Below are 22757 nucleotides of genomic sequence, written 5' to 3'. Positions count from 1 at the left end.
CCGGCCCGTGCGCACGTCTCCATGCGGACAGCACCGACGAAGGAGCCCGCATGCGTACGACGTCCCTGAGCGCCGCGCTCGGTCTGGCCACCGCCCTGGCGGTCACCCCGACCCTGGCCGCACCCGCGTCGGCCGACGCGCCGACCTGTGACGGGAAGACGGCCACGATCGTCGTGCAGTCCACCACGACGTGGCCCAAGCCGTGGGTGGTGGGGACGCCCGGGGACGACGTGATCGTCGGCACCGACGGGCGCGACCGGATCGACGGCGGGGCCGGCAGCGACACGATCTGCAGCCTCGGCAGCGACGACCACGTCGTCGGCGGAGCCGGCGACGACCGGCTCTTCGGCGGGCTGGACGAGTACTACCCCGACGACGACTACTGGGGCGACGTCATCGAGCCCGGCCCGGGCGACGACTTCGTGGACCTGGGCTTCCAGGGCGGCTGGAAGGACATCGACTTCGTCGACAGCGTCTACGCCGACCAGGTGAGCTATGCCAACGCCGCCGGACCGGTCACCGTCGACCTCACCACGCTGACCGCGACCGGCGAGGGCACCGACACGTTCGCCCCGACGCCGGCAGGGAAGTTCACCGGCATCGTCGGCTCGCCGTACGACGACGTGCTGACCGGCGGGCCGGCCGACGACCAGATCCACGGAGGCGGCGGAGACGACACGATCACGGGCGGGCCCGGCGACGACCTGGTGCACGGAGACCTCAGCTGGGCGCCCGACAAGCGCAACTACGACACCTTCGTCCCCGGCGACGACGTGGTCGAGGGCGGCGCCGGCGACGACATCGTCGAGGGCGGCCACGGCGCCGACATCCTCGCCGGGGAGGACGGCGAGGACTACCTCGTCTCCGCGGGTGACGCTGCCGGCACGAGGCTGGACGGTGGACCCGGCGACGACTTGTTCGCCACCTCGCAGCAGACGAGGGCGCGAGGCGGTGGCGGGGACGACACGTTCGAGCTCGGCATCGGACGCGGCCAGAAGGCTGACGGCTCCCGCGTCGTGAACGGCGGGAACGGCCGCGACAGGATCCAGCTCACGTCGTACGTCGGCGGCAAGAACCGGTACGACCTCACGATCCACGTGCCGAAGCGGCGCATCACGGTGGGCGGCGGGCTCTTCGCGAAGATGACCGGCACCGAGGAGTTCATCGTCGAGGGCAACGACGGACCGGGGCTCGTGGAGTTCCGCGGGGGAGCCCGCCCGGAGCTCTTCCGCCTCCGCTGGATCCAGAAGGCCACCGTCCACGCGTACGGCGGCGGCGGTGACGACGTGCTCATCGGTGGCTACCGGGGCGACGTGCTCGACGGAGGCCCCGGCCGCGACTTGCTGGACGGCAGCCGGGGCCGGGACCTCTGCGTGAAGGGCGAGCAGCTGCGCTCCTGCGAGCGACGCTGATCGGCCGTCGGGCGTCAGCGGCGCTTGGTGCGGGGCGCGCGGGGGAAGTAGCGCACGCGCTCGGCGATGCGGTGGCGTGCGATCAGCTCGATGTCGGTGAGTGAGTCATGCATGGCGATGCTCCTTTCGGCTCGGACGTGAGGACGGAACGGGTGGCTGCGGTCAGCTCTCGTGGAGGGTGACGTCGCCGGAGGCGGTGGTGGCACGCACCTCGAGGTAGGGCTGGTCGGGCGCGGGCTCGCCGGTGCTGGGCAGGGTCGAGGTGAGGCGGCCGCTCGCGGTGCGGACGTCGGTCCACACCGGCGTACCCGACACGACGCCGATGCGGACGTCGCCGCTCGCGGTCTTGGCGGTCACGCGGCCCGAGGCGACCTCGGTGACGACCAGGTCGCCCGAGCCGGTGGTGAACACCGCCTCGCCGCCCATCGACAGGACGTGGGCGTCGCCCGATCCGGTCTTGACGGCGAGCTCGTCGCGGGCGGACTCGACGCGGACGTCGCCGCTGCCGGTCGTCACGACCAGCGCGGACTCGGCACGGCGTACGACGACGTCGCCCGAGCCGGACTTGATGCGCGCGTCGCCGAGGAGGTGCTCGGCGACCAGGTCGCCCGAGCCGGTCTGGACGAGGGTGTCGCCGTCGACGACGTCGAGGGACACGTCGCCGGACCCGCTGTCGACGCGGGTGTCGCTGAACCGGCCGTGCGCCGCGACGTCGCTGCTGCCGACCTTGGCCTGGAGCCCGCTGGCGACGGGGACCTCGACGACGATCTCGGCGCGCGGGTCCTTGCCGAGGAACCCGCCGCTGCGGTGCGGGGCGATGATGGCGATCCGGTCGCCGAGGTCGCGCACGTCGAACTCGTCGGCGCGCTCCCCGGTGATGCGGACGGTGGTCTCGGTGGTGTCGGTGGCAGTCACGTCGACGGTCCCGCGACCGTTCTCGACGTAGAGGCCGATCGGCTCCGGGGTGTCGAAGGTGAGGTCCAGCTGGTTGCTCATCGGGTCTCCTGAGGGTGTGCTCGCCCACCGGGCCGGCGGTGCCGGTCCGTGGAGCGATGGGTGGTGGGGCGCGGAGGCCCCGGGACGTCAGGTCGTGGTGGTCAGAGCCAGCCGCTCATCCGGCGGTTGCCCTGCCCCTGCCTGCGGTTGCCTGCGAACGGGTCGTAGCCGACGAAGGGGACGCTGCTGAGGTCGATGTCGACGTTGATGGAGTGGTCGTTGGTGGCGGCGCGCACCACGTTGACCATCCAGGTGTTGAGGCTCTGCCCGGCCGCGGCCGCCTTCTCCTCGGCCCGGGCCTTGACGCCCTCGGGGATGCGGAGGGTGATCCGGGCCAGGTCACCGGCCTCCTCCTCCAGCGGCGCCGGGGGTGCCGGCGGCGGGGGCGGCTCGGGCATCGCGGCCTGGGGCGTGACCTCGACGACGAAGTCGAGCTCGCGGCCCACCAGTCGGACGTCGACGCTGCCGTCGGGGAGCTCGGCGGTGATCTCGGCTGCGGCGTGGGAGATGGCCTCCATCAGCGCGAGGCGGGCACTCGGGTCGAGGGCGTACGCCAGGCGCTCGGCAGCCTGCTTGAGCTCGTCGCTGCCGGCCTCGGATGCGGCCACGAGGTCGCGTCGGAGGCTGTCGACGTACGGGGTGATGTCCATGTGCACCACTCTGACATCACAGTGATGTCATGTCAATGCCTTTGTGATGTCATCTGACGTCGCGGTGACGTCACACCTGCTCTGCGGCCGCTACTCAGCGATCCCCGGTCAGCCGGGGATCGTTGAGCTTGTCGGCCCATGCACGGGCCGACAAGTTCAGCGAGAGCCTGACAACCCCGTCGGTCGAGCTGGCCTCAGAGGTCGAAGAGCGAGCCCGAACCGCTGATGTCGACATCTGTCCGCGGCGTGTGAGCCTGGCCGTCGGAGGCGGGCGTGGGCTCGTCCTCCGTGGTCGGGGGTACGTCGCTCGCGTCCGCCGAGGCCTCGGCTGCGGGCTCGCTGTCGGCGTCGTCCGCGTCGAGCACGGTCTCCGGGTCCTTCGCGGGCGCAGGCTCGGCCTGCTCGGGCTCAGCCTCGAGCTCGGCCGGCTCGGGCTCGGCCGGTGCCGTTGCGTCGTCGGGGTCGCGGAACAAGGCCGCCTGGCTCAGGTCCGCCCCGCTCGGCGGTGCCGACGGGGACTCGGCCTGCGGCTCCGGCTCGGGCTCGGACGTCGCCTCCGGCGCAGCTGCCGTGTCGGGCTCAGCTGCCACCTCGGCGGGCGCGCTGGCGGTTGAGTCGCTGGGAGACTCAACGTCCCCGGCGGCCTCGGCCGGCGCGGGGCTGGCTGCCGGCTGGGTTGCCGGCTGGGTCGCAGCCACCTCGAGGTCGAACAGCGACCCGAGGCTCGACAGGTCCACGTCCGTCGCCGGCGTCGACGTCGTACCGCTCGCGGGCGCCGGCTCGGCACCCGTCGGCTCCGCCTCGGTGGCCGCCTCAGCGACTGGCTCAGTGGGCTCGCTGGCCTTTGAGTCTCCAGGAGACTCAAGGTCCACTGCGGCCTCGGGCTCGGCGGCGGCGGGTGCGGCGGCTGCCGGCTCGGGGGCCGGGAGGTCGAAGAGCGACCCGCTGCCGAGGTCCACCTGGGGGGCGGGTGCGGCAGGCGTGCTGGGCGTTGAGTCGCTGGGAGACTCAACGGCCACTGCGGCCGCAGGCTCCTGCTCCGCCGGGGCTGCCGGGGTCGCCTCGGCGGCGGCCTCGTCGGTGGCCTCGGGCTCGGCGGCTGCCGGCTCGGAAGCGACCGGAGCGGCGGCTGCCGGCTCGGAAGCGACCGGCTCGGGAGCCGCGATGTCGAAGAGCGAGCCTCCGCTGCCCAGGTCCGCGGTCGGCGCGGGGGCGGCCTTCTCCTCGGCGGCGGCGGGCTCGGCCGTGGCTGCCGGCGGGGTCGCGGCAGGGGCGGGCTCCGGCTCGGGGGTGCCGAGGTCGAAGAGCGAGCCACCGGAGCCGAGGTCTGTCGTCGGCTGGGCCACGGGCTTCTCCGCGGCGGGCTTCTCCTCGGCAGGCGCCTCGTCCTTCGGTGCCGCCGGCTCCGGGGCCGGGGTGTCGAAGAGCGACCCGCCGGAGAACGCCTCGGCCGGCTTCTCCTGGGCCTTCTCGTCCGCCTTGGCTGCGGGCGCCTCAGCGGGCGCAGGGGTGTCGAACAGCGATCCGGAGGACGCCGGCGCGGCGGCGGGGGCCGACTCCTCGGGAGCCGGGGTGTCGAAGAGCGACGAGCCGCCGGACGCCTTGGCGGCGGGACCGACGTCGGCGGTCTCGGTGACGGTGTCCTCGGTGACGGTGACGTCACCTGCCTCCGGCTCGTCCTTGGTCGCCACATCGGTGGCGGTCCCACCAGCGGCAGCAGCACCAGCACCAGCGGACGCAGCGGCCGGAGCAGCGGCGGGCGCCGAGCCCGGCGCGGCCTTGGTCGCCTGCTCGCCCTTGACGGACGCGAGCAGCATCTGCGCGACGTCGAGGACCTCGACCTCCTCGCGGGCCTCGCCCGACGCCTGCTGCGACGTCAGCCCGTCGGCGAGCATCACCCGGCAGAACGGGCACCCGACGGCGATCTGGTCGGCGCCGGTGCCGACGGCCTCCCTGGTGCGGTTCATGTTGATCCGCTCGCCGAGGTTCTCCTCCATCCACATGCGCGCGCCACCGGCGCCGCAGCAGAAGGAGCGCTCGGAGTTGCGCTCCATCTCGACGAACTCGGCACCCGGGAGGATCTCGAGCAGCTCGCGCGGCGGCGAGTAGACCTGGTTGTGACGGCCGAGGTAGCACGGGTCGTGATAGGTGATCGAGCGCTTCGCGGCGCCCGCGCCGTCCTTGACGGGCGTCAGCTTCCCCTCGCGCACGAGGCGGTTGAGCAGCTGCGTGTGGTGCACGACCTCGAGCTCGATGCCGAAGTCCTTGTACTCGTTCTTGAGCGTGTTGAAGCAGTGGGCGCAGGTCGAGACGACCTTCTTGACCTTGTACTCCTTGAACGTCTCGACGTTCTGCTGGGCCAGGCCCTGGAAGACGAACTCGTTGCCGGCGCGACGTGCCGGGTCGCCGGTGCAGGTCTCGCCGTTGCCCAGCACGCCGAAGGAGATCCCGGCCATGTCCAGCAGCTCGGCGACCGCCCGGGTCGTCTTCTTGGCACGGTCCTCGTACGCCCCGGCGCAGCCGACCCAGAACAGCCAGTCGACCGACTCGAGGGACTCCAGGTCCTCACCGACGACCGGGACGTCGAACTCCAGGCCCTTGGCCCAGTCCATCCGCGCGCTGGCGGACATGTTCCACGGGTTGCCCTTGTTCTCCAGGCCCTTGAACAGCTGGTTGAGCTCGGCCGGGAAGTTGGACTCCACGAGCAGCTGGTAGCGCCGCATGTCCATGATGTGGTCGACGTGCTCGATGTCGACCGGGCACTGCTGGACGCAGGCGCCGCACGAGGTGCAGCTCCACAGCACGTCCTCGTCGATGACGAAGTCGCCGTCGGCGGGGTTGTAGAAGTAGTCGAGCACGTCGGTGCCCGCACCGGCGGTCTCGCCCTTGGAACCGACGCCGACCAGCTCGCGCTCGGCGTGGGCCTCGACACCGTCGTGCTTGGCGTACGCGTGGTCGCGCAGGCTGGTGATGAGGAGCTTGGGGGAGAGCGGCTTCTCGGTGTTCCAGGCGGGGCACTGCGACTGGCAGCGACCGCACTCGGTGCAGGTGGTGAAGTCGAGGATGCCCTTCCAGGAGAAGTCCTCGACCTTGCCGACGCCGAGCACGGAGTCCTCGTCGAGGTCGTCGATGTCGTCGAGGGTGATCGCCTTGCCCTCGGAGGTGAGCGGCTTCATCGCGCCGAGCGCGGTGCTGCCGTCGGGCTCGCGCTTGAAGTAGATGTTGAACCACGCGGTGAAGCGGTGCCACGCGATGCCCATGGTGATGTTGCGGGCGATCACCATCAGCCAGATCATCGCCAGCGCGATCTTGAAGGCCGCGATGAAGTAGATGAGGTTGTGGAGCGACGACTCGTCGACGGGGTAGATCGCGTCGCCGATCCAGGACGAGATCGGGTAGTGGGAGCGCCCGACCTCCTCGTCCAGCTTCCACTCGGCGGCGCGGACGAAGAGGATCGCCGAGCCCTCGAGCAGTGCCAGCGCCTCGACGAAGTAGGCCTGCCAGAAGGTCGAGCCGAAGAAGCGGCTGCGCCGGCCCTCGGAGCGCGGGTGGTGCTTCTGCCGGTAGATGATCAGGTAGACGATGCCGACCGTGCTGAGCAGGCCGATCAGCTCGCTGAACCACTCGTAGGGGTACCAGTGGCCGATGAGCGGCCAGGCGAAGTCGGGCTTGAAGAGCTGGAAGTACGCCGCCAGGACCGCGGTGCTGAGGAACAGGAACGCCGCGTAGACGAACCAGTGCATGATGCCGACCCAGTGCCACTGCAGCATCCGGGTGTGGAGGAACGTCTCCTTGAGCATCGTGAGCGTGCGACCGGTCGGGTTGTCGCTGCGCCCGGGGGCCGGCTGGCCGCTCCGGATGACGCCCAGCATGCGCCGTACGGCCGGGACCAGCATGGCCACTGCGGCGACGGTCAGTGCGAACGACAGGACGATCGCGAAGATCTGCATGAAGTGCTGCTCCTCGGTAGGGGCGTACAGAGCCGCAGCCTAGGGCCGCCCAACATGCCGACGGCAGGGCCCTGCGGAGTGAGAAGAATCCTACCCGCAGGTAACTTGGCGTCGTGCGGGCGGGCGATCAGTTCACGATCGCGACGTTCTCGACCTCGATCTCACGGGCGTCCTCGCGGTAGCTCGCGACCTTCGCCTTGATCTGGTCGAGGGCATCGGTGAGCCGCTTCACGCCGTCGCGGAGCTTCTGCTGGTGCTCCAGCTGAGCCATGTGCGACTCGCTCGACTCGTCCCAGCCGGGCGTGAGCGACTCGACCCGCTCGAGGAGCTCGGCGATCTGCGTGGTGATCTGGGTGGTGGCGTCGGCCAGGGCGGTCTCCAGCGTGGAGAGGGAGCCCTGGTGGACGACGAGTCCGCGGTCGCTCACCGGGGACCACCGCCCAGGCGGTCCGCGAGGTTGCCCGCCCGCTCGGCCTGGGTCACGTCGTTGGTGGCGTGCTCCTGGGCGACGTACATCAGGCTCTGGGCGTAACCGTCGAGGATCGGGCCGAGGGTGATGGCGACGTCGAACCACTCGTTGATCGCCTCGCCGAAGCCGGCTGCTGCCTGGCCCTTGAACCCCTTGCCGGCCTCGGTCTCGATGGTGGCACCGAGCTCCTGCAGGGTCGTCTGCAACGGCTCCACCGCGTCGGCCACGGCCTGCGCCGCCGCCTGCATCTCGGAGTAGACAAGTCCGACGGCCACGGCCGCCCCCTCTCGCTGGGATCGATCACCCCTTCCTACCCCGTGCGCCGCCCGCTCACACACCCCGGAGCCAGAACGTCCTTCCCGGTTTGAGAGACCGGCCAGAGGGGAATCGGGACCTCATGCCGTCGTACGACTACGAGGTCGACCTCGAGAGCATGGGCCAGGCCGCCCAGGGGCTCAGCGAGACCGTCCAGCTGTTCAAGGACAAGGACGTCGAGGACCTCGTCCCCGGCAAGGGCGACGTGGGGAGCGACGCCGTGTGGGACGCCCTCGACGAGTTCAAGAACCGCTGGGAGGAGGGCGTCAACAACCTCTGCCAGGACGTCGAGGAGATGTCCGGGCGCCTGGGCAAGATCGCGATGAACTACTTCGAGACCGACAAGGCCGGCTACGACGCCCTGTCCGCGCTCAAGGGCACCATCGCCGGGATCAAGGTCATGTGACGTGCCGGACTTCGTGATCGAGGGCAATCCCGGCAACGTCCGGGCCAAGGCCCTCACGATGGAGCAGAAGGGCCAGCTCTTCTACGACACCGGTGACGCGCTGGGGAAGATCGACGTGTCCGGGTGGACCGGTCGCGCCGCCGACGAGTTCCGCGAGGCGCACGACCTCGAGCCGGACCGCTGGGTCAAGGCGGGCAACGGCTTCAAGAAGGCTTCCGGCGGCCTGACGACCTACGCCGGCGCCCTCGAGGACGCGCAGCGGCGAGCCGCCGAGGCCAAGGCCGAGTACGAGCGCGGGGAGCGGGAGTCGGCGAGCGCGCGCACGCAGTACGACTCCTACATGGGCCGGATGCGGTCCTACTGGAGCAGTGGCGGCACCGACCAGGCCGAGCCGTTCGTCGACTGGGGCGACCCGATCCAGCAGGAGGCGCTGGGCGCGTTGAACGCCGCGAGGGCCGACCTCGACAACGCCGCGGCGGTGTGTGCGGGTGAGGTGCGCGCCGGGTGCGCGGACGCGCCGGAGGAGCCCAACTGGCTGGAGTCGGGCCTCAAGTTCGTCGGAGGCATCTTCGAGGGCGCCGGCGAGGCGGTGTGGGACCTGCTGACGATGGTGCCCTTCAGCCCCGTCAACATGGTCATCGACTCCTACAAGCTCGCGACGGGCGACCTCACGCCCGAGGAGCTGATGAAGAAGTACGAGCTCTCGGCCGAGAACGCGTGGTCGATGGCCCAGGGCATCTACACGGGCCTGACCACCGACCCGGTCGGCTTCGGCAAGGAGCTCGGCAAGTCGCTGCTCGACTGGGACACGTGGGCCGACGACCCGGCCCGCGCGATCGGCCACCTCGTCCCCGACGCCGTCGCCGCCGTCGCGACCGCCGGCACCGGCGCGCTGGCCACCCGAGGCGCGAAGGGCGGGATGGACCTGCTGGACGGGCTGTCCGACCTGTCGAAGCTCGACAACCTGGCCGACCTGAACAAGCTCGACAACCTGTCGGACCTCAACAAGCTCGACAACCTGTCCGACCTCAACCGGTTGGACAACCTCTCCGACCTGAGCAGGTACGACGACGTCACCCCGTCGCCGCAGGGCGTCGGTCGCACCCTCGACGACCCGGCCCTCGAGCCGTGGCTGGACGAGGTGACCCAGCAGCACCCGGAGCTCGACCGCGAGGGCGTCCGTGGCATCTGGGACTACACGACCAACGACGGCTACGACGTGATGAACGGCAACATGCGCGAGATCGGCCCCAACGAGCTGAGCGTGCAGGAGCGGATCGACGCCACCAACAAGGGCCTCGACCAGCTGCCGAAGTACGACGGCACCACCTACCGGGCCACCAACCTGCCCGACTCCGTGGTCGACAACATCAACAACGGCGGCAACTACTCCGACCGCGCCTTCACCAGCAGCTCGACCAACCCCAACGTCGCCGAGGGGTTCATGAACCCCGGCAAGGACAACCCCACCCGGATCACGATCGACGGTCACTCGGGCAGCAACGTGGGCCCGTTCTCCGCGGCCAAGTCCGAGGCTGAGATCCTGTTCAAGGGAGGCACCGAGTTCGAGGTGCTCAGCAACACGATCGGGCCCGACGGGGTCCGGCARCTGGTGGTGAGGGAGATCCCGTGAGCGGTCGCGACGACCTGGGCGACATGACCCCGGAGGAGATCGCCGACTGGGCCGCCCGCGACTGGGCCGCTGCCAAGGAGGCGCACAAGGACGACCCGCTGCCGGAGTTCAACCGCGCCAAGCAGGACGACCACCCCCACTGGAACCTCGTCGCCTACATGTTCCACACCCGAGCCGGCGAACGGGTGCTCGTCGACCGCGGCGACGGCGTGCAGGTCGAGGGCACGCTGGGCGGCGTCCGACCCGCACGGGGGCAGGACGAGCTGCTGGTCGACGTCGAGGGCACCACGTGGGCCTGCACCCGGGCCGACGGCGAGCAGTGGGCTCCCGGTGACCGGGGCCGGGTGCGGGTCGAGACGTTGACCGTGCCCGTCGTCGCACGGCACGGTGACGGCTCGGGCGCCAGCGCCCGGTGGAGCCTGCAGACCAACATGGAGGGTCAGCCGTGACGCAGACACCCGACCTGGAAGCCTTCTTCGCGACGCTCGAGCAGCTGCCGCCGCACGAGGGCGTCGTCTTCCGGGGCTGCGAGGCGCGCAGCCACGAGCGGTGGGCGGGGCGGGCCCACGTCACCGAGACGCTGCTGTCCACCTCGCGCGACCCGCGCGTCGCGACCGAGAACTTCAGCACGGAGGCCGTCTACGCGATCCTCAGCCGCGCGGGCCGGGGGATCGAGCAGTTCTCGGCAGCCCGTCACGAGCACGAGGTCGTCTTCCTGCCGGGCACGATCTTCACGCTGGTCACGCGCGTGAGGGTCAAGGACCTCGGCGTGACGATCGTCGAGGAGTTCGTCCCCGAGGCCGAGCCTCCGCCCGTCGACTTCGCCGCGCTCCAGGAGGAGATCGGACGCGCGATCCTGGAGGCCGAGCTGCGCGAGCCGGTGCCCCAGCCCATCCCCGGCAAGTTCGCCGGCGACATCGCGTGACGCTGCCGGACGACGGCGACGCCGCCCGGGCCGACCGGATCGAGGGCGTGCTCCTCGGCGCTGCGTGCGGCGACGCCCTCGGGGTGCCGTACGAGTTCGGCTCGGCGCCACTGGGTCGCGGCGAGGTGCCGCGGATGATCGGCGGCGGCCTCGGGCCCTACGCGCCGGGCGAGTGGAGCGACGACACCCAGATGGCCGTCGTCATCGCCCGGGTGGCCGCCGACCGCGGGCTGCGGACGGTGGACGCGCTCGACGCGATCGTCACCGGGTGGGTCGACTGGCTCGCTGCGGGAGCCACCGATGTCGGCACGCAGACGCGGCAGGTGCTCGGGGCCGTGGCGGGCGAGGAAGCCCGGCGAGCGTGGTCGGCTGCGGCCTCGGCGTCCACCGGCCTCCACCACCGCACCGGACGGACAGCCGGCAACGGGTCGTTGATGCGCACGGGCCCGGTCGCGCTCGCCCTCCTCGACGACCCGGCGATGCTCACGCTCGTCGCACGATGGGTCTCGGAGGCGACCCACCACGACCCGCTCGCAGGAGACGCGTGCGTGCTGTGGTGCCACGCGATCCGGCTGGCCGTCCTCGACGGCGCGCTGCCCGACCTGGTCGGGCTCGTCGACGTCGTGCCGCTCGCCCGACGGGAGCAGTGGGCGGTTTGGATCGCTGACGCCGAGCGTCGTACGCCGTCCGCGTTCGCGCCCAACGGCTACGTCGTCACCGCCCTCCAAGCGGCGTGGTCGGCGATCCGCCATCCGGTCGGCGACGGACCGCCGGTCGTCGCTTCGCTCGTGGCGGCGGTGCACGCGGGCGACGACACCGACACGGTCGCCGCGATCGCCGGGGCACTTCTCGGCGCGGCCCACGGGGCGTCGGCCCTGCCCGCGGACTGGCTCGAGGCCGTGCACGGGTGGCCCGGCCTGCGGGCCGACGACCTGCGCGACCTCGCTCGGCGGGTGGTCGAACGCGGAGCCGCGGACGCGGCCGCTCATCGGGTCCCGTCGTGAAGGCGCCGTTGACTGCTCAGCCGCGGCCTACGCCCGTCACCTTGCCGGAGCGGGACAGCTCGACGGTCATCAGCACCCGCTTCCTGCCCGGCTCCTTCGCGCAGTAGGTGAGCTCGCGGCCGAGGCGCTGCCACGGCTGACCCACCCGTCGCATGAGGGCGCGGACGCCGATCCCGGTGCCCGCGGCGCGGGTGAACCGCTTCACGGACGTCCGCAGGCCCGGGTTGCGGCACGAGTCGGGGGCCAGGCCCCACGCGCGCTCCCAGGTCTGGAGGTAGGCCTCGGCGCCGCGGGCCAGGTCGGCCCCGAGCGCCGGCCCGTCGGCACCCGCCACGTGCTCGGCGTCCTCGACCCAGTCGGCGTACAGCCCGTAGTGCGCGACGCCGTCGGAGTTGACGTCGTACACCCGCTCGCCGCTGCGCTGCCGGTCGACCCGGACGCCACCGAGACCGGTGAAGGGGTACGTCACCGGGTCGGCCGCGTCGACGCCGCGTGGGTCGCCCTGCGCGCCGAAGCCGTTCATGTCGGACCCGAAGCCGAAGCCGAAGTAGAAGCGGGGGTCGGTCCAGCCGAGGTGCTGGCGCCACTTCTCCACGAAGCCGGTCGAGTCGCCGGCGTAGGGCGCGACGAAGCCACCGAGGCGGTAGATCCGTGGGTAGGCGTCGGGCGTGGACCACGAGTGGGACGACACGACGCCCACGGGGCGACCGGCGGCCTGCTGCTGCTCGAGGTAGTCGAGGGCCGCGTTGCGTCCGGCGACGCTCATGTGGTCCGGGTCGAAGAGGATCCGCTGGTCGATCATCGCCGAGATGAGCCGCTCGCCGAGCGGGCTGAGCCCGAGCTGGTTGCAGTGCGGGCCGGCCGGGTAGACGGGCGCCGGCTGCACGCCCAGGTCGCCGAACAGCTTCCAGATGGCGCCGAAGATCGCGTCCTGGTCGGGGGTGGCCTGCCGGCCGCCGCCCAGGCTGTCGAGGTCGCCCAGGTTCGGCGACTGGAGCCGGTCCTCGGTGCCGGCGGGGTAGGCGGCGGGGCACTGCTGCATCCGCAGGAAGGACCCGGTGCTGAGGAAGTTGGCGCTGTTGGTCAGCGTGCCGGTGGTCCCGGCGTCGCCGGCCACGCCGGTGAAGGCGTTGTCGAACTTGTTGGTGAGCTCCATCTGGCTGACGCCGAGCCGCTTCATCTCGGCGAGCTCCGCGAGCATCTGCTCCTCGGTGCAGGTGGGTCGCCCGAGCTGGACGTTGCACCCCAGCGGCACGGACGTCTCCATGCCCATCACCACGGCGAGCTTGCCCTGGTTGATGACYTTCCGCGCCTCGAACGGGTTGGTGACGATGCGGTACCAGCCGCGGCCGGGACCGCCGTACTGCGCGTCGATGTAGTCCTGCATCGCGCGCATCCCCTTGGCCTGGAGGCGCACGGAGTCGCGGTCGTCGCACGAGTTCTTCTTGAGCGGGTAGACCGTGCAGAGGACGTGGTTCTCGGTCAGCAGGCTGGTGTGGATGCGCAGGCCGGCGCGCCAGCTGCGCTCGAGCCACCGGTAGTAGACCTGCTGGTGCGTGAGCGAGTGCGGGTTGGGCCAGTAGGAGAACGTCGGCCAGCCGACCGGGTCGTGGCCGGTGCCCGGGGTCTTGTCGGCGAGCACGTCCTCGAGCGCCGCACCGCGGCCGTCGGCGACCTGGTGGTCGGGGCAGTCGACGAGGGCGGCGGGTGCGCCGTAGCGGTGGAAGGGCGGGCTGCAGATCACGCGGCCGCCGAGGAACTCGTGGGTCTGCCCGTGGACGTGCGGGTCGACCCAGCCGCGGACCTCCTGGAAGGACGAGACGCCACCGAACGGGCGGCCCCGCACGTTGGTGCCGACCTCGGGGAACGCGGCGCACCCGGTCGTACGACGCAGCGCGAAGGCCTCGGCCGCCCCAGTGGCCAGGCCGCTGTCCGCCCGCCGCAGCGAGCGGCCGTCTGCGAGGGTGAAGGTGAACCGGCCCCTGCCGACCTTCTTCACGGTCCAGTCCGCCAGCGGTGACGGCTCGGTCGCAGGGCCCGCGCCGTCGGTCCCCGACGCGGCGAGGAAGGTGCGGTCGGGGGCGTAGAGGAGGTAGGAGCCGAGCCCGGTCGCCTGGAACGTCAGCCGGCTGCCCGCGAGGCGGTAGCAACCCCCGGCCATGGCGTACACGCTCTCGGGGACCGCTCGGCGCTTGCTCCGCAGGGGTACGCCGGTGAGCCGCGGCTCGTGCTGCGTGCGCTGCTCCGCGACCCGGGCGAGGCTGGCCGCGCGCTGTCGTGGGGTGGTGCGGTCCGGTGCCGCGGCCGCCTCGCCGCTGCGGCTGACGGCGTTCTTGGTCGACGGGTCGTCGTGCACGTGGCCGTCGCCGGTGACCGCCGCGGTCTCCACGGTGTCGTAGGCGGTGCCGGTCGCGCCGTCGCGGTGGGTGTGCGGCCGCCGCTCGGCGCGCACCTCGGCCCGCTCGCGGGCCTGCGCGTCGTAGGTCGACGGCAGGTCGCCGCGCCCGGTCCCCGTCGGCGCGGCGGCGACGAATCCGCCCACCACCAACCCTCCCGCGGTCAGCAGGGAGATCGCGATGCGCTGCACGTGACGGGGTGTCGGCTCCACGGGTGCTCCTTGTCGTCGTCCCCGCTCAACGAGGGCGCCGCCCCGCGGGTCACGCTGCCCGGCTCGGTCCGCCTGCTCGAAGGCTCCTCCCACATTGCTCGAAGATCGACTCACGGACACCCGCGCGGGCGTAGCCTCCGAGCGCCGGAGGAGGGGGCTCGTCCGGCGGGGCTGACGGAGGGGTCGAGCGATGTGGGGCATGCGCAGGTTGCTGGTCGTCGTGCTGGTCGCGGCGGCCGTGCTCGCGGGTGCGCCCGCGGGTGCCGGTCCGGTGACGACCGCCGCCGACGGGACCGATCGGTCCGCGGCGCTCGGCCGGCTCTCGATCCCGGCGCTCGGCGTGGACGCCGGGATCATCCCGGTCGGCGTGACGCGGGCCGGCCACCTCGCGATCGGGCGGAGCGTCCGCGACGTCTACCGCTGGCGCTCGGGCGTGCTGCCCGGCCAGGAGGGGAGCGCCGTCCTGGCAGGGCACACGTGGTCCCAGGGGCACGGGGTGTTCGACGACCTCGGCCAGCTGCGCCCCGGCAACCACGTCGTCGTGGGACGCAACCGCTTCGAGGTGACCCGCGTGCGTCGGGTCTCCGGGATGACGCGCTCGGCCGTCGCCGGGCTCTTCAGTGATCGCGGCGCCCCGCGCCTGGTCCTCATCACGTGCGGCGACCGCAACGACCTGACCGGCGTCTACCGCACCCGGATCATCGTCAACGCGCGCCTGCTGCCCTCCCGCTGACCCGCCGGGTCAGCCGGGCGGCCGTCATGGTCACGGCAGTCGCGATCGCGTCGACGTCACCGGCGTCGCTGGGGAAGGTCACCGCCACCCCGGCCACCGGGTGGGCGTTGTGGTCGAGCACGGCAGCCGCCACGCTCTGCAGCCCGGGCGTCACCTCGCCGTCCTCGGTCGCGTGGCCCCGCTGCCGCGTCTCGGACAGCACGGTGCGCAGGGCGCTCAACGACGACGGGCCCTTGCCGTGCCGGTCGACGAACGCGGCCCGGTCGGGATACAGCGCACGGACCTGGCTGGCCGGCAGCGCGGCGAGGATGGTCCGACCGGAGGCGGTCAGGTGGGCGGGCAGGCGTACGCCGACGTCGGTGACCAGCGGCGGCCGCCCGGGTGCCCGCTCCTCGATGACGTAGAGGACGTCGCGTCCGTGGAGCACCGCCAGGTGGGCGCCGTGCCCGGTCCGGTCGACGAGCTCGGCGAGCGGCCGGCGCGCCAGGCGGGCCAGCGGCTCCTGGCGGGTGAAGCCGCTGCCCACCTCGAAGGCGGCCACGCCGAGCCCGTAGCGGTGCTCGTCGGGCAGGTGCACGACGAAGCCCTCGTCGATCATCGTGTTGAGCAGGTGGTACGCCGTGCTGCGCGGCAGGTCGCACGCGCGCACGATCCGGTCGAGGGGGACCGGGTCGGCCTGCGTGGCCAGGAACCGCAGCACCCGCAGGGTGCGCGTCGCTGCGGGGACCTGGCTCACGGGGGTCCGCGATCAGGACTTGTCGGATCCCTTGGTGAACCAGCCGCCGCCGGTGTCGGTCTGCTCGATCGGCTTGCCGGGCATCTCGTTGGCGCCCGGGGTGCGGCGCGGGAGCAGCGGGGCCCGGCCGTCCTGCGTGCCGTCCCCGGTCTCCGAGGTGGCCGGCTGCTCGGCGGCGGGCTGCTCGGCGGCGGGCTGCTCGGGAGCCGGCTCGGACACGGGCTGCTCGGTGGTGGTCGGCTCCGTCGGAGTCGGCTCGGCAGCGGTCGGCTCGGTCACGGGCTGCTCGGTCGGCTCGGCGTTGACCTCCGACGGCGGGGTGGGGGTGTGGTCGGCGGTGCCGGGGACCTGGGGCGCGTAGTCGTCGGCCTTGTGGTCGACGCGCGGGTCGACCCGGTCGGCCGCGCGGACCTGTCCCTCGTGGGTCGCTTCGATCTGCTGCGCGGCCAGTCGGGCCTCGTGGGCCTCCGCCTCGGCCTTGGCGGCTGCGGCGCGGGCCTGCTCGGCCTCGGCCTCAGCGGCGGCCGCGCGCTCCTGGGCGGGGGCGATCGTGGACTGCGCCTGCGTCGCGGCCTGGGTGCGGAGCTGGTCGGCGCGGGCGACGTTGGCCTCGCGGTTCTTCTTCCGGGCGAGGAACGCTGCCACAGCGATCACGACGGCGATGATGACGAGGACGATGATGAGGGTGGTCACGGGCTTCCTCTTTCACGGGACAGGGGCGGCCAGTCTTCCAGCACCGGCCGTCCCTGTCCTGCGTTGCGTCGCGAGGCGCGCGGATCAGGTGCGGCGGGTGCCGTCGGTCCCGTCCGTGCGGCGCGGGTCGTCCGCGTCGAGCACCGTGTCGGGGTCGTGCGTCGCGGTGCTGCGGCCGTCACCCGTCGTACCGGGGGCGTAGTCGTCGGACGAGGTGTCCACGCGCGGGTCGACCTGGTCGGCCGTGCGGAGCCGGTCCTCGTGCACCGCCTGCTGCTGGGTGGCCGCTACCTGGGCCTCGCGGGCACGGGCCTGGGCGCGCTCAGCCTCGAGCCGCGCGCGCTCGGCCTCGGCCTCGGCCTCCTTGGCCTGCACCTGGGTCTCCGGGATGTCCCGGGCGTGCTCCTGCGCCTCGGTCCGCAGCTGCTCGGCGTGCTCGTGCTGCTTCTTCTTCCGCTGCTGGGCGACCAGCCAGGCGACGAGCGCCGCCACGACCAGCACCACGACCAGGACGATGATCCATGTCGTCGCGTCCATCGGGGACCTCCTTGGTTCTCGGGCTTGCATGCGCGGCCCGGGCGGACCGCACGCCTTCCACCGTGCCACGCGCCGCCCGTTTCGGTGCCCTCCGTACGGGTGAGTGATCCGGTCTCGGATGCGAGACTGCACCCGTCGCTGGCCTCTGGCGGCGCCCCGCCGACAGGCGTTGGATGAGGTGCATGCAGACCGTTCACGTCGGGGTCGGCCCCGTCTCGTTCGACGACCTCGTCCACGTCGCCCGTGAGGGCGCCCCCGTCGTCCTCACCGACGACGCGCTGTCCGCGATCGACCGTGCCCGCGGGGTGGTCGAGGCGCTCGCCGCCGCGGAGACGCCGACCTACGGCGTCAGCACCGGCTTCGGCGCCCTCGCCACCCGCCACATCCCGACCGAGATGCGCGCTCAGCTGCAGCGGTCGCTCGTGCGGTCCCACGCCGCCGGCTCCGGTCCCGAGGTGGAGCGCGAGGTGGTGCGGGCACTGATGCTGCTGCGGCTGTCGACGCTCGCGACGGGTCGCACCGGCGTACGCCGCGAGACCGCGCAGCTGATGGCCGACCTGCTGTCGCACGGCATCACCCCGGTGGTGCGGGAGTACGGCTCGCTCGGCTGCTCCGGCGACCTCGCGCCGCTCTCGCACTGCGCGCTCGCGCTGATGGGGGAGGGCGACGTCCGTGACGCCGACGGCACGCTGGTGCCGGCCGCGGACGCCCTCGCGGCCGTCGGCCTCGAGCCCGTGGAGCTGGTCGCCAAGGAGGGCCTCGCGCTCATCAACGGCACCGACGGGATGCTGGGCATGCTCGTCATGGCGATCACCGACCTGCGGATGCTGCTGCGTACCGCCGACGTCGCCGCGGCGATGAGCGTCGAGGCGCAGCTCGGCACCGACCGGGTCTTCGCCGCCGAGCTCCAGGACATCCGCCCCCACCCCGGCCAGGCCCTGTCGGCGGCCAACCTGACCTCGCTGATGGCCGGCTCCGCGATCGTGGCCTCGCACCGCACCGGCGACTGCAACCGCGTCCAGGACGCCTACTCACTGCGCTGCTCGCCGCAGGTGCACGGGGCTGCCCGTGACACCGTCGAGCACGCCGCGACCGTCGCCGGCCGCGAGCTCGCAAGCGCGATCGACAACCCCGTGGTGGTCGGCGACCGCGTCGAGTCCAACGGCAACTTCCACGGGGCGCCGGTCGGCTACGTGCTCGACTTCCTCGCGATCGTCGCCGCCGACGTCGCGTCGATCAGCGAGCGACGGACAGACCGCTTCCTCGACCGGTCGCGCAGCCACGGGCTGCCGCCGTTCCTCGCCGCCGACCCGGGGGTCGACAGCGGGCACATGATCGCGCAGTACACCCAGGCCTCGATCGTCTCGGAGATGAAGCGGCTCGCGGTCCCGGCGTCGGTGGACTCCATCCCCTCCAGCGCGATGCAGGAGGACCACGTGTCGATGGGCTGGAACGCCGCCCGCAAGCTGCGCCGGTCCGTCGACGGGCTGTCGCGGGTGGTCGCCGTCGAGGTGCTGACCGCGGCTCGCGCGCTCGACCTCCGCGCGCCCCTCACCCCGTCGCCGGCCACCGGTGCGGTCGTCGACCTCCTCCGCAGCAACGGCATCGCCGGCCCCGGCCCCGACCGCCACCTCTCGCCCGAGATCGAGGCCGCCGTCGACCTCGTCCAGTCCGGCGCCGTGCTCGCCGCCGCCGAGAGCGTGCTCGGCCAGCTGGCCTGAGGCCGCGACGCGACGTCCGGTCCGCACCTGTGCCGGTGTGCCGTTCCGGGGACGCGGCGCGTCACGGGCACTACGGTCACATCTCGTGAGAAGGAGCATGTGCGGCATCGTCCTGACGGGGATCCTCGGCGCGGCCGTAGTCGGCCCCGCTGCTCACGCGCTGCCGGTAGCGGCGAGCCCGCGTCCCGCCGCGGCACCGTCGGCGGCTGGCCCGTGGAAGTGCTGGTGGGCCCCGACGATGGACGACAACTGGCACAACGACGCGCTGTGCTCCGACGGCGTGCGCAAGGTGCGGCCCCACCTTCGACCGGCTGACTCCTACATCACCCGTGACGAGCTGATGAGCTCTGCGCGGGCCTGGGCGCGCGCCCGCAACGGCGGCCGCTGAGCGCGTCGCTCCCGAGCGGGCAGTCTCGGATCACAGACTGCGAACCGGGTCGGCCTCTTTCCGTGGCCGACGCCGCGGCGTTTTGATGAGGGCATGACCACGGACGCTCCTCACGGCAACCCCCGCCTGCCCATCCACGCCGCCACCGGCACCGGGCTGACCGCGAAGTCGTGGCAGACCGAGGCGCCGCTGCGGATGCTGATGAACAACCTCGACCCCGACAACGCCGAGCGCCCCGAGGACCTCGTCGTCTACGGCGGCACCGGCAAGGCCGCGCGCAGCTGGGAGGCGTACGACGCCCTCGTGCGCACCCTGCGCGACCTCGAGGACGACGAGACCCTGCTCGTGCAGTCGGGCAAGCCCGTCGGCGTGATGCGCACCCACGCGTGGGCGCCGCGCGTGCTGATCGCCAACTCCAACCTGGTCGGCGACTGGGCCAACTGGGAGGAGTTCCGCAGGCTCGAGGACCTCGGCCTCACGATGTACGGCCAGATGACCGCCGGCTCGTGGATCTACATCGGCACCCAGGGGATCCTCCAGGGCACGTTCGAGACGTTCGCCGCCATCGCCGACAAGAGGTTCGGCGAGACGCTGGCCGGGACGATCACCGTCACCGCGGGCCTCGGCGGCATGGGCGGCGCCCAGCCGCTCGCCGTGACGATGAACGACGGCGTGGCCATCTGCATCGAGTGCGACCAGCACCGCATCGACCGCCGGCTCGAGACGCGCTACCTCGACGTCCAGGCGCGCGACCTCGACCACGCGCTCGAGCTCGCGCTCGAGGCACGCGCCGAGCGGCGCGGGTTGTCGATCGGCCTCCTCGGCAACGCTGCCGAGGTGCTGCCGGAGATCCTCGAGCGCCACCTCGAGCGGCAGGAGCAGGGTGACGGCCCGCTCGTCGACATCGTCACCGACCAGACCTCCGCGCACGACCCGCTCTTCTACCTGCCGGCAGGGACGTCGTACGACGACTGGGAGCGCGAGCGCACCGAGGACCCGCGCGGGTTCACCAAGCGCAGCCAGGAGTCGATGGCCCGCCATGTGCGGGCGATGGTCGAGCTGCAGGACGCGGGCGCCGAGGTCTTCGACTACGGCAACTCGATCCGCGACGAGGCTCGCAAGGGCGGCTACGACCGGGCCTTCGAGTTCCCCGGCTTCGTGCCGGCCTACATCCGACCGCTCTTCTGCGAGGGCAAGGGCCCGTTCCGCTGGGCCGCGCTGTCCGGTGACCCCGAGGACATCTACGCCACCGACCGGGCCATCAAGGAGCTCTTCCCGGCCGACGAGAAGCCGGAGTACGCCCGCCTGCACGCGTGGCTCGACATGGCGAGCGAGCGGGTGCAGTTCCAGGGGCTGCCGGCACGGATCTGTTGGCTGGGCTACGGCGACCGCGCGAAGGCCGGGGCGAAGTTCAACGAGATGGTCGCCAGCGGCGAGCTCACGGCGCCGATCGTGATCGGCCGCGACCACCTCGACTGCGGCTCGGTCGCCTCGCCCTACCGCGAGACCGAGGCGATGCTCGACGGGTCCGACGCCATCGCCGACTGGGCGATCCTCAACGCACTGGTCAACACCGCATCCGGCGCCACCTGGGTCTCCTTCCACCACGGCGGCGGCGTCGGCATCGGCCGCTCGCTCCACGCCGGTCAGGTCACCGTCGCCGACGGCACGGACCTCGCGGCGGAGAAGATCGAGCGCGTCCTGACCAACGACCCGGGCATGGGCGTCATCCGCCACGTCGACGCGGGCTACGACCGCGCGATCGAGGTCGCCGACGAGCGCGGGGTCCGCGTGCCCATGCGCGACTGAGGCCACCCGCGTGGGGAACCAACGGCATCAGGCATGGGCCGATCGAGGTGCCGATGGTTCCCCAACAGAGGCGTCGCTGATGACAGGGTGCAGCCCCATGGACGCCGACGCCGCGAAGGCCAACCTGCACTCCTACCTGAAGCACGAGCGCCAGGCGGTGCTCGCCAAGCTCGACGGCCTGTCGGAGTACGACGTACGGCGCCCGCGGACCGTCACCGGGACCAACCTCCTCGGGCTGGTCAAGCACCTCGCGACCTGGGAGGCGCGCTACCTCGGCGAGGTCTTCGACCGTCCCTTCCCCGAGCCGCTGCCCCGGTGGGACGTGGAGGCGGACCGGCTCGACGACATGTGGGCGACCGCGGACGAGTCGCGCAGCGAGGTCGTCGACCGCTACCGGCGCGTGTGGGCGCACGGCGACGCGACGGTGGCGGCGCTCGACCTCGACGCGGTCGGCCGGGTGGAGTGGTGGGGTGACGCCGAGGTGCCCTTGTTCAACGTCCTGGTGCACCTGCTCGCCGAGACCAGCCGGCACGCGGGCCACGCCGACATCCTCCGCGAGGAGCTCGACGGAGCGGTCGGCACCGACGCGGAGGCGATGGCGGCGGACGGGCACGACGCGGCGTTCTGGGCCGACCGGCGGGCGCAGATCGAGGCGACCGCCCGCGCGGCGGCCGCCTGAGGGGACGGCGTCCTCGCGAACGGCTGACTTTCGCGGCGGCGTACGTCAGGATCCCTCCATGGCATCGGGGGAGAAGAAGCCGGCGCGTTCGCGCGCCGTGCTCACGGACATCAGCTCGCGCGCGTGGGAACACCCGGCGGACAAGGGCGCACTCGTCGCACTGCGCAAGCTCAAGGGCTTCGACGTGCTGCTCAAGACCATGTCGGGGGTGTTCCGGGAGCGGGCCTGGCGGCTGACGCTGCTCGGGTCCGCGGTGCTGGTCGACGAGCGCCAGTTCGCGCGGCTCCACCGTCTGCTCGCGGAGGTCGGTCGGAGCCTCGACGTCAGCGACCTTCCCGAGATGTACGTCGCGGCCGACCCCGCGCTGAGTGCCGCCACGGTCGGCATGGACCGGCCGATCATCGTGCTCTCGTCGGGTCTGGTGCACCACCTCGACGACGACGAGATGCGCTTCGTGATCGGCCACGAGCTCGGCCACGCCGTGAGTGGGCACGCGGTCTACCGCACCCTGCTGATGCGGCTCCTCGGCCTCGGCGGGCTGCTCTACGCCTTGCCCGGCGGCGCGATCGGTATCCGGATGGTGACCGTCGGACTGCTGGAGTGGTCGCGCAAGGCCGAGCTCTCCGCCGACCGTGCCGGCCTGCTGGCCACGCAGGACCCGACCGCGGCCCTGCGCACGCACATGAAGATCGCCAGCGGGGGCACGCTCGACGAGCTCGACGTCACGTCGTTCCTCCAGCAGGGGGCGCAGTACGACGAGGGCGGCGACGTCCGCGAGTCCCTGATCAAGCTCTCGCTGCTGCAGCAGCAGAGCCACCCGTTCGCCGTCGTCCGGGCCACCGAGCTGCGGCGCTGGATCGACTCGGGCGCGTACACGACGATCCTCGGCGGTGACTACCCGCGCCGGGCCGACGACGACACCGCCTCGGTCAGCGCGGCTGCGCAGGAGGCGGCCACGAGCTACACCGCGTCGTTCGAGCGCACCCAGGACACCCTCGGCAAGCTGGTGCACGACCTCGCCGGCTGGATGGGCACGGCCAGCACCTGGGTCAACGATCGCTTCCGCCGGGGTCCCGAGAGCGCCTGAGCGCGC

The 22757-nt window shown here is 72.3% G+C and carries 21 protein-coding genes; 12 read left to right on the top strand and 9 right to left on the bottom strand.

What is annotated here, in order from left to right; translation table 11 throughout:
- The first annotated feature begins 50 nt into the window (after window positions 1-50).
- Window positions 51-1412, top strand: coding sequence for a calcium-binding protein (locus ACXJKB_RS00450; protein WP_457184533.1), 1362 nt, complete (start codon window positions 51-53; stop codon window positions 1410-1412).
- Between the two features lie 162 nt (window positions 1413-1574).
- Here ACXJKB_RS00450 and ACXJKB_RS00445 read toward each other — a convergent pair whose 3' ends face one another.
- From ACXJKB_RS00445 to ACXJKB_RS00425, 5 genes are all read right to left on the bottom strand, one after another.
- Window positions 1575-2408: a DUF4097 family beta strand repeat-containing protein gene (locus tag ACXJKB_RS00445; RefSeq protein WP_457184532.1), complete on the bottom strand. Its 834-nt coding sequence runs from the start codon at window positions 2406-2408 to the stop codon at window positions 1575-1577.
- Between the two features lie 101 nt (window positions 2409-2509).
- A complete protein-coding gene (locus ACXJKB_RS00440; protein WP_457184531.1) occupies window positions 2510-3058 on the bottom strand; it encodes a toxin-antitoxin system HicB family antitoxin in 549 nt (182 codons plus the stop codon).
- A gap of 194 nt (window positions 3059-3252) precedes the next feature.
- Entirely contained in the window at window positions 3253-7008 is a 3756-nt protein-coding gene (locus tag ACXJKB_RS00435; protein ID WP_457184530.1) for a heterodisulfide reductase-related iron-sulfur binding cluster, read from the bottom strand.
- Window positions 7009-7135: 127 nt separating this feature from the next.
- Window positions 7136-7435, bottom strand: coding sequence for a hypothetical protein (locus ACXJKB_RS00430; RefSeq protein WP_457184529.1), 300 nt, complete (start codon window positions 7433-7435; stop codon window positions 7136-7138).
- Window positions 7432-7752: a WXG100 family type VII secretion target gene (locus tag ACXJKB_RS00425; RefSeq protein ID WP_457184528.1), complete on the bottom strand. Its 321-nt coding sequence runs from the start codon at window positions 7750-7752 to the stop codon at window positions 7432-7434. Before ACXJKB_RS00425 ends, ACXJKB_RS00430 begins: the two co-directional genes overlap by 4 nt.
- A 122-nt stretch (window positions 7753-7874) precedes the next feature.
- Here ACXJKB_RS00425 and ACXJKB_RS00420 point away from each other — a divergent pair, with 122 nt between their 5' ends.
- Genes ACXJKB_RS00420 through ACXJKB_RS00400 form a run of 5 tightly spaced genes read left to right on the top strand, consistent with a single transcriptional unit; the run spans window position 7875 to window position 11760 of the window.
- The gene (locus ACXJKB_RS00420; RefSeq protein ID WP_457184527.1) at window positions 7875-8198 is read left to right on the top strand and encodes a hypothetical protein; all 324 of its coding nucleotides are present in this window, start codon (window positions 7875-7877) and stop codon (window positions 8196-8198) included.
- A 1-nt stretch (window position 8199) separates the two neighbouring features.
- A complete protein-coding gene (locus tag ACXJKB_RS00415) occupies window positions 8200-9831 on the top strand; it encodes a putative T7SS-secreted protein (RefSeq protein WP_457184526.1) in 1632 nt (543 codons plus the stop codon).
- Complete coding sequence (locus tag ACXJKB_RS00410) at window positions 9828-10280, top strand: hypothetical protein (protein WP_457184525.1); 453 nt, start codon at window positions 9828-9830, stop codon at window positions 10278-10280. The genes ACXJKB_RS00415 and ACXJKB_RS00410 overlap by 4 nt, the downstream gene beginning before the upstream one ends.
- Complete coding sequence (locus ACXJKB_RS00405) at window positions 10277-10756, top strand: hypothetical protein (protein WP_457184524.1); 480 nt, start codon at window positions 10277-10279, stop codon at window positions 10754-10756. The genes ACXJKB_RS00410 and ACXJKB_RS00405 overlap by 4 nt, the downstream gene beginning before the upstream one ends.
- Window positions 10753-11760, top strand: coding sequence for an ADP-ribosylglycohydrolase family protein (locus ACXJKB_RS00400; RefSeq protein ID WP_457184523.1), 1008 nt, complete (start codon window positions 10753-10755; stop codon window positions 11758-11760). The genes ACXJKB_RS00405 and ACXJKB_RS00400 overlap by 4 nt, the downstream gene beginning before the upstream one ends.
- A 16-nt stretch (window positions 11761-11776) precedes the next feature.
- Here the strand turns inward: ACXJKB_RS00400 and ACXJKB_RS00395 are convergent, their stop codons facing one another.
- A complete protein-coding gene (locus ACXJKB_RS00395; RefSeq protein WP_457184522.1) occupies window positions 11777-14368 on the bottom strand; it encodes a hypothetical protein in 2592 nt (863 codons plus the stop codon).
- Window positions 14369-14558: 190 nt separating this feature from the next.
- Here ACXJKB_RS00395 and ACXJKB_RS00390 point away from each other — a divergent pair, with 190 nt between their 5' ends.
- Complete coding sequence (locus ACXJKB_RS00390) at window positions 14559-15101, top strand: class F sortase (RefSeq protein ID WP_457184521.1); 543 nt, start codon at window positions 14559-14561, stop codon at window positions 15099-15101.
- On the opposite strand, the gene ACXJKB_RS00385 is transcribed toward ACXJKB_RS00390, so the two are convergent.
- The 3 genes from ACXJKB_RS00385 to ACXJKB_RS00375 form a co-directional block, all read right to left on the bottom strand.
- Window positions 15073-15837: an IclR family transcriptional regulator gene (locus tag ACXJKB_RS00385; RefSeq protein ID WP_457184520.1), complete on the bottom strand. Its 765-nt coding sequence runs from the start codon at window positions 15835-15837 to the stop codon at window positions 15073-15075. The two genes, ACXJKB_RS00390 and ACXJKB_RS00385, sit on opposite strands and share 29 nt — an antisense overlap.
- A 12-nt stretch (window positions 15838-15849) precedes the next feature.
- Window positions 15850-16530, bottom strand: a complete 681-nt coding sequence (locus ACXJKB_RS00380; RefSeq protein ID WP_457184519.1) for a hypothetical protein — start codon at window positions 16528-16530, stop codon at window positions 15850-15852.
- Window positions 16531-16614: 84 nt separating this feature from the next.
- Window positions 16615-17067, bottom strand: a complete 453-nt coding sequence (locus tag ACXJKB_RS00375) for a hypothetical protein (protein WP_457184518.1) — start codon at window positions 17065-17067, stop codon at window positions 16615-16617.
- A gap of 182 nt (window positions 17068-17249) precedes the next feature.
- On the opposite strand from ACXJKB_RS00375, the gene hutH reads away from it, so the two are divergent.
- The 5 genes from hutH to ACXJKB_RS00350 all read left to right on the top strand — a co-directional run bounded on the left by hutH (window position 17250) and on the right by ACXJKB_RS00350 (window position 22751).
- The gene (gene hutH / locus ACXJKB_RS00370) at window positions 17250-18788 is read left to right on the top strand and encodes a histidine ammonia-lyase (RefSeq protein WP_457184517.1); all 1539 of its coding nucleotides are present in this window, start codon (window positions 17250-17252) and stop codon (window positions 18786-18788) included.
- 85 nt (window positions 18789-18873) lie between these two features.
- The gene (locus ACXJKB_RS00365) at window positions 18874-19176 is read left to right on the top strand and encodes a hypothetical protein (RefSeq protein ID WP_457184516.1); all 303 of its coding nucleotides are present in this window, start codon (window positions 18874-18876) and stop codon (window positions 19174-19176) included.
- 93 nt (window positions 19177-19269) lie between these two features.
- Complete coding sequence (gene hutU / locus ACXJKB_RS00360) at window positions 19270-20985, top strand: urocanate hydratase (protein WP_457184515.1); 1716 nt, start codon at window positions 19270-19272, stop codon at window positions 20983-20985.
- Window positions 20986-21082: 97 nt separating this feature from the next.
- A complete protein-coding gene (locus ACXJKB_RS00355; RefSeq protein WP_457184514.1) occupies window positions 21083-21664 on the top strand; it encodes a DinB family protein in 582 nt (193 codons plus the stop codon).
- A gap of 58 nt (window positions 21665-21722) precedes the next feature.
- On the top strand, window positions 21723-22751 hold the full coding sequence (locus ACXJKB_RS00350) for a M48 family metallopeptidase (RefSeq protein WP_457184513.1): 1029 nt from the start codon (window positions 21723-21725) through the stop codon (window positions 22749-22751).
- Window positions 22752-22757: the final 6 nt, after the last annotated feature.

It is taken from the genome of Nocardioides sp. P5_E3, assembly GCF_054049275.1.
This window is presented reverse-complemented; position numbering and strand designations above follow the sequence as displayed.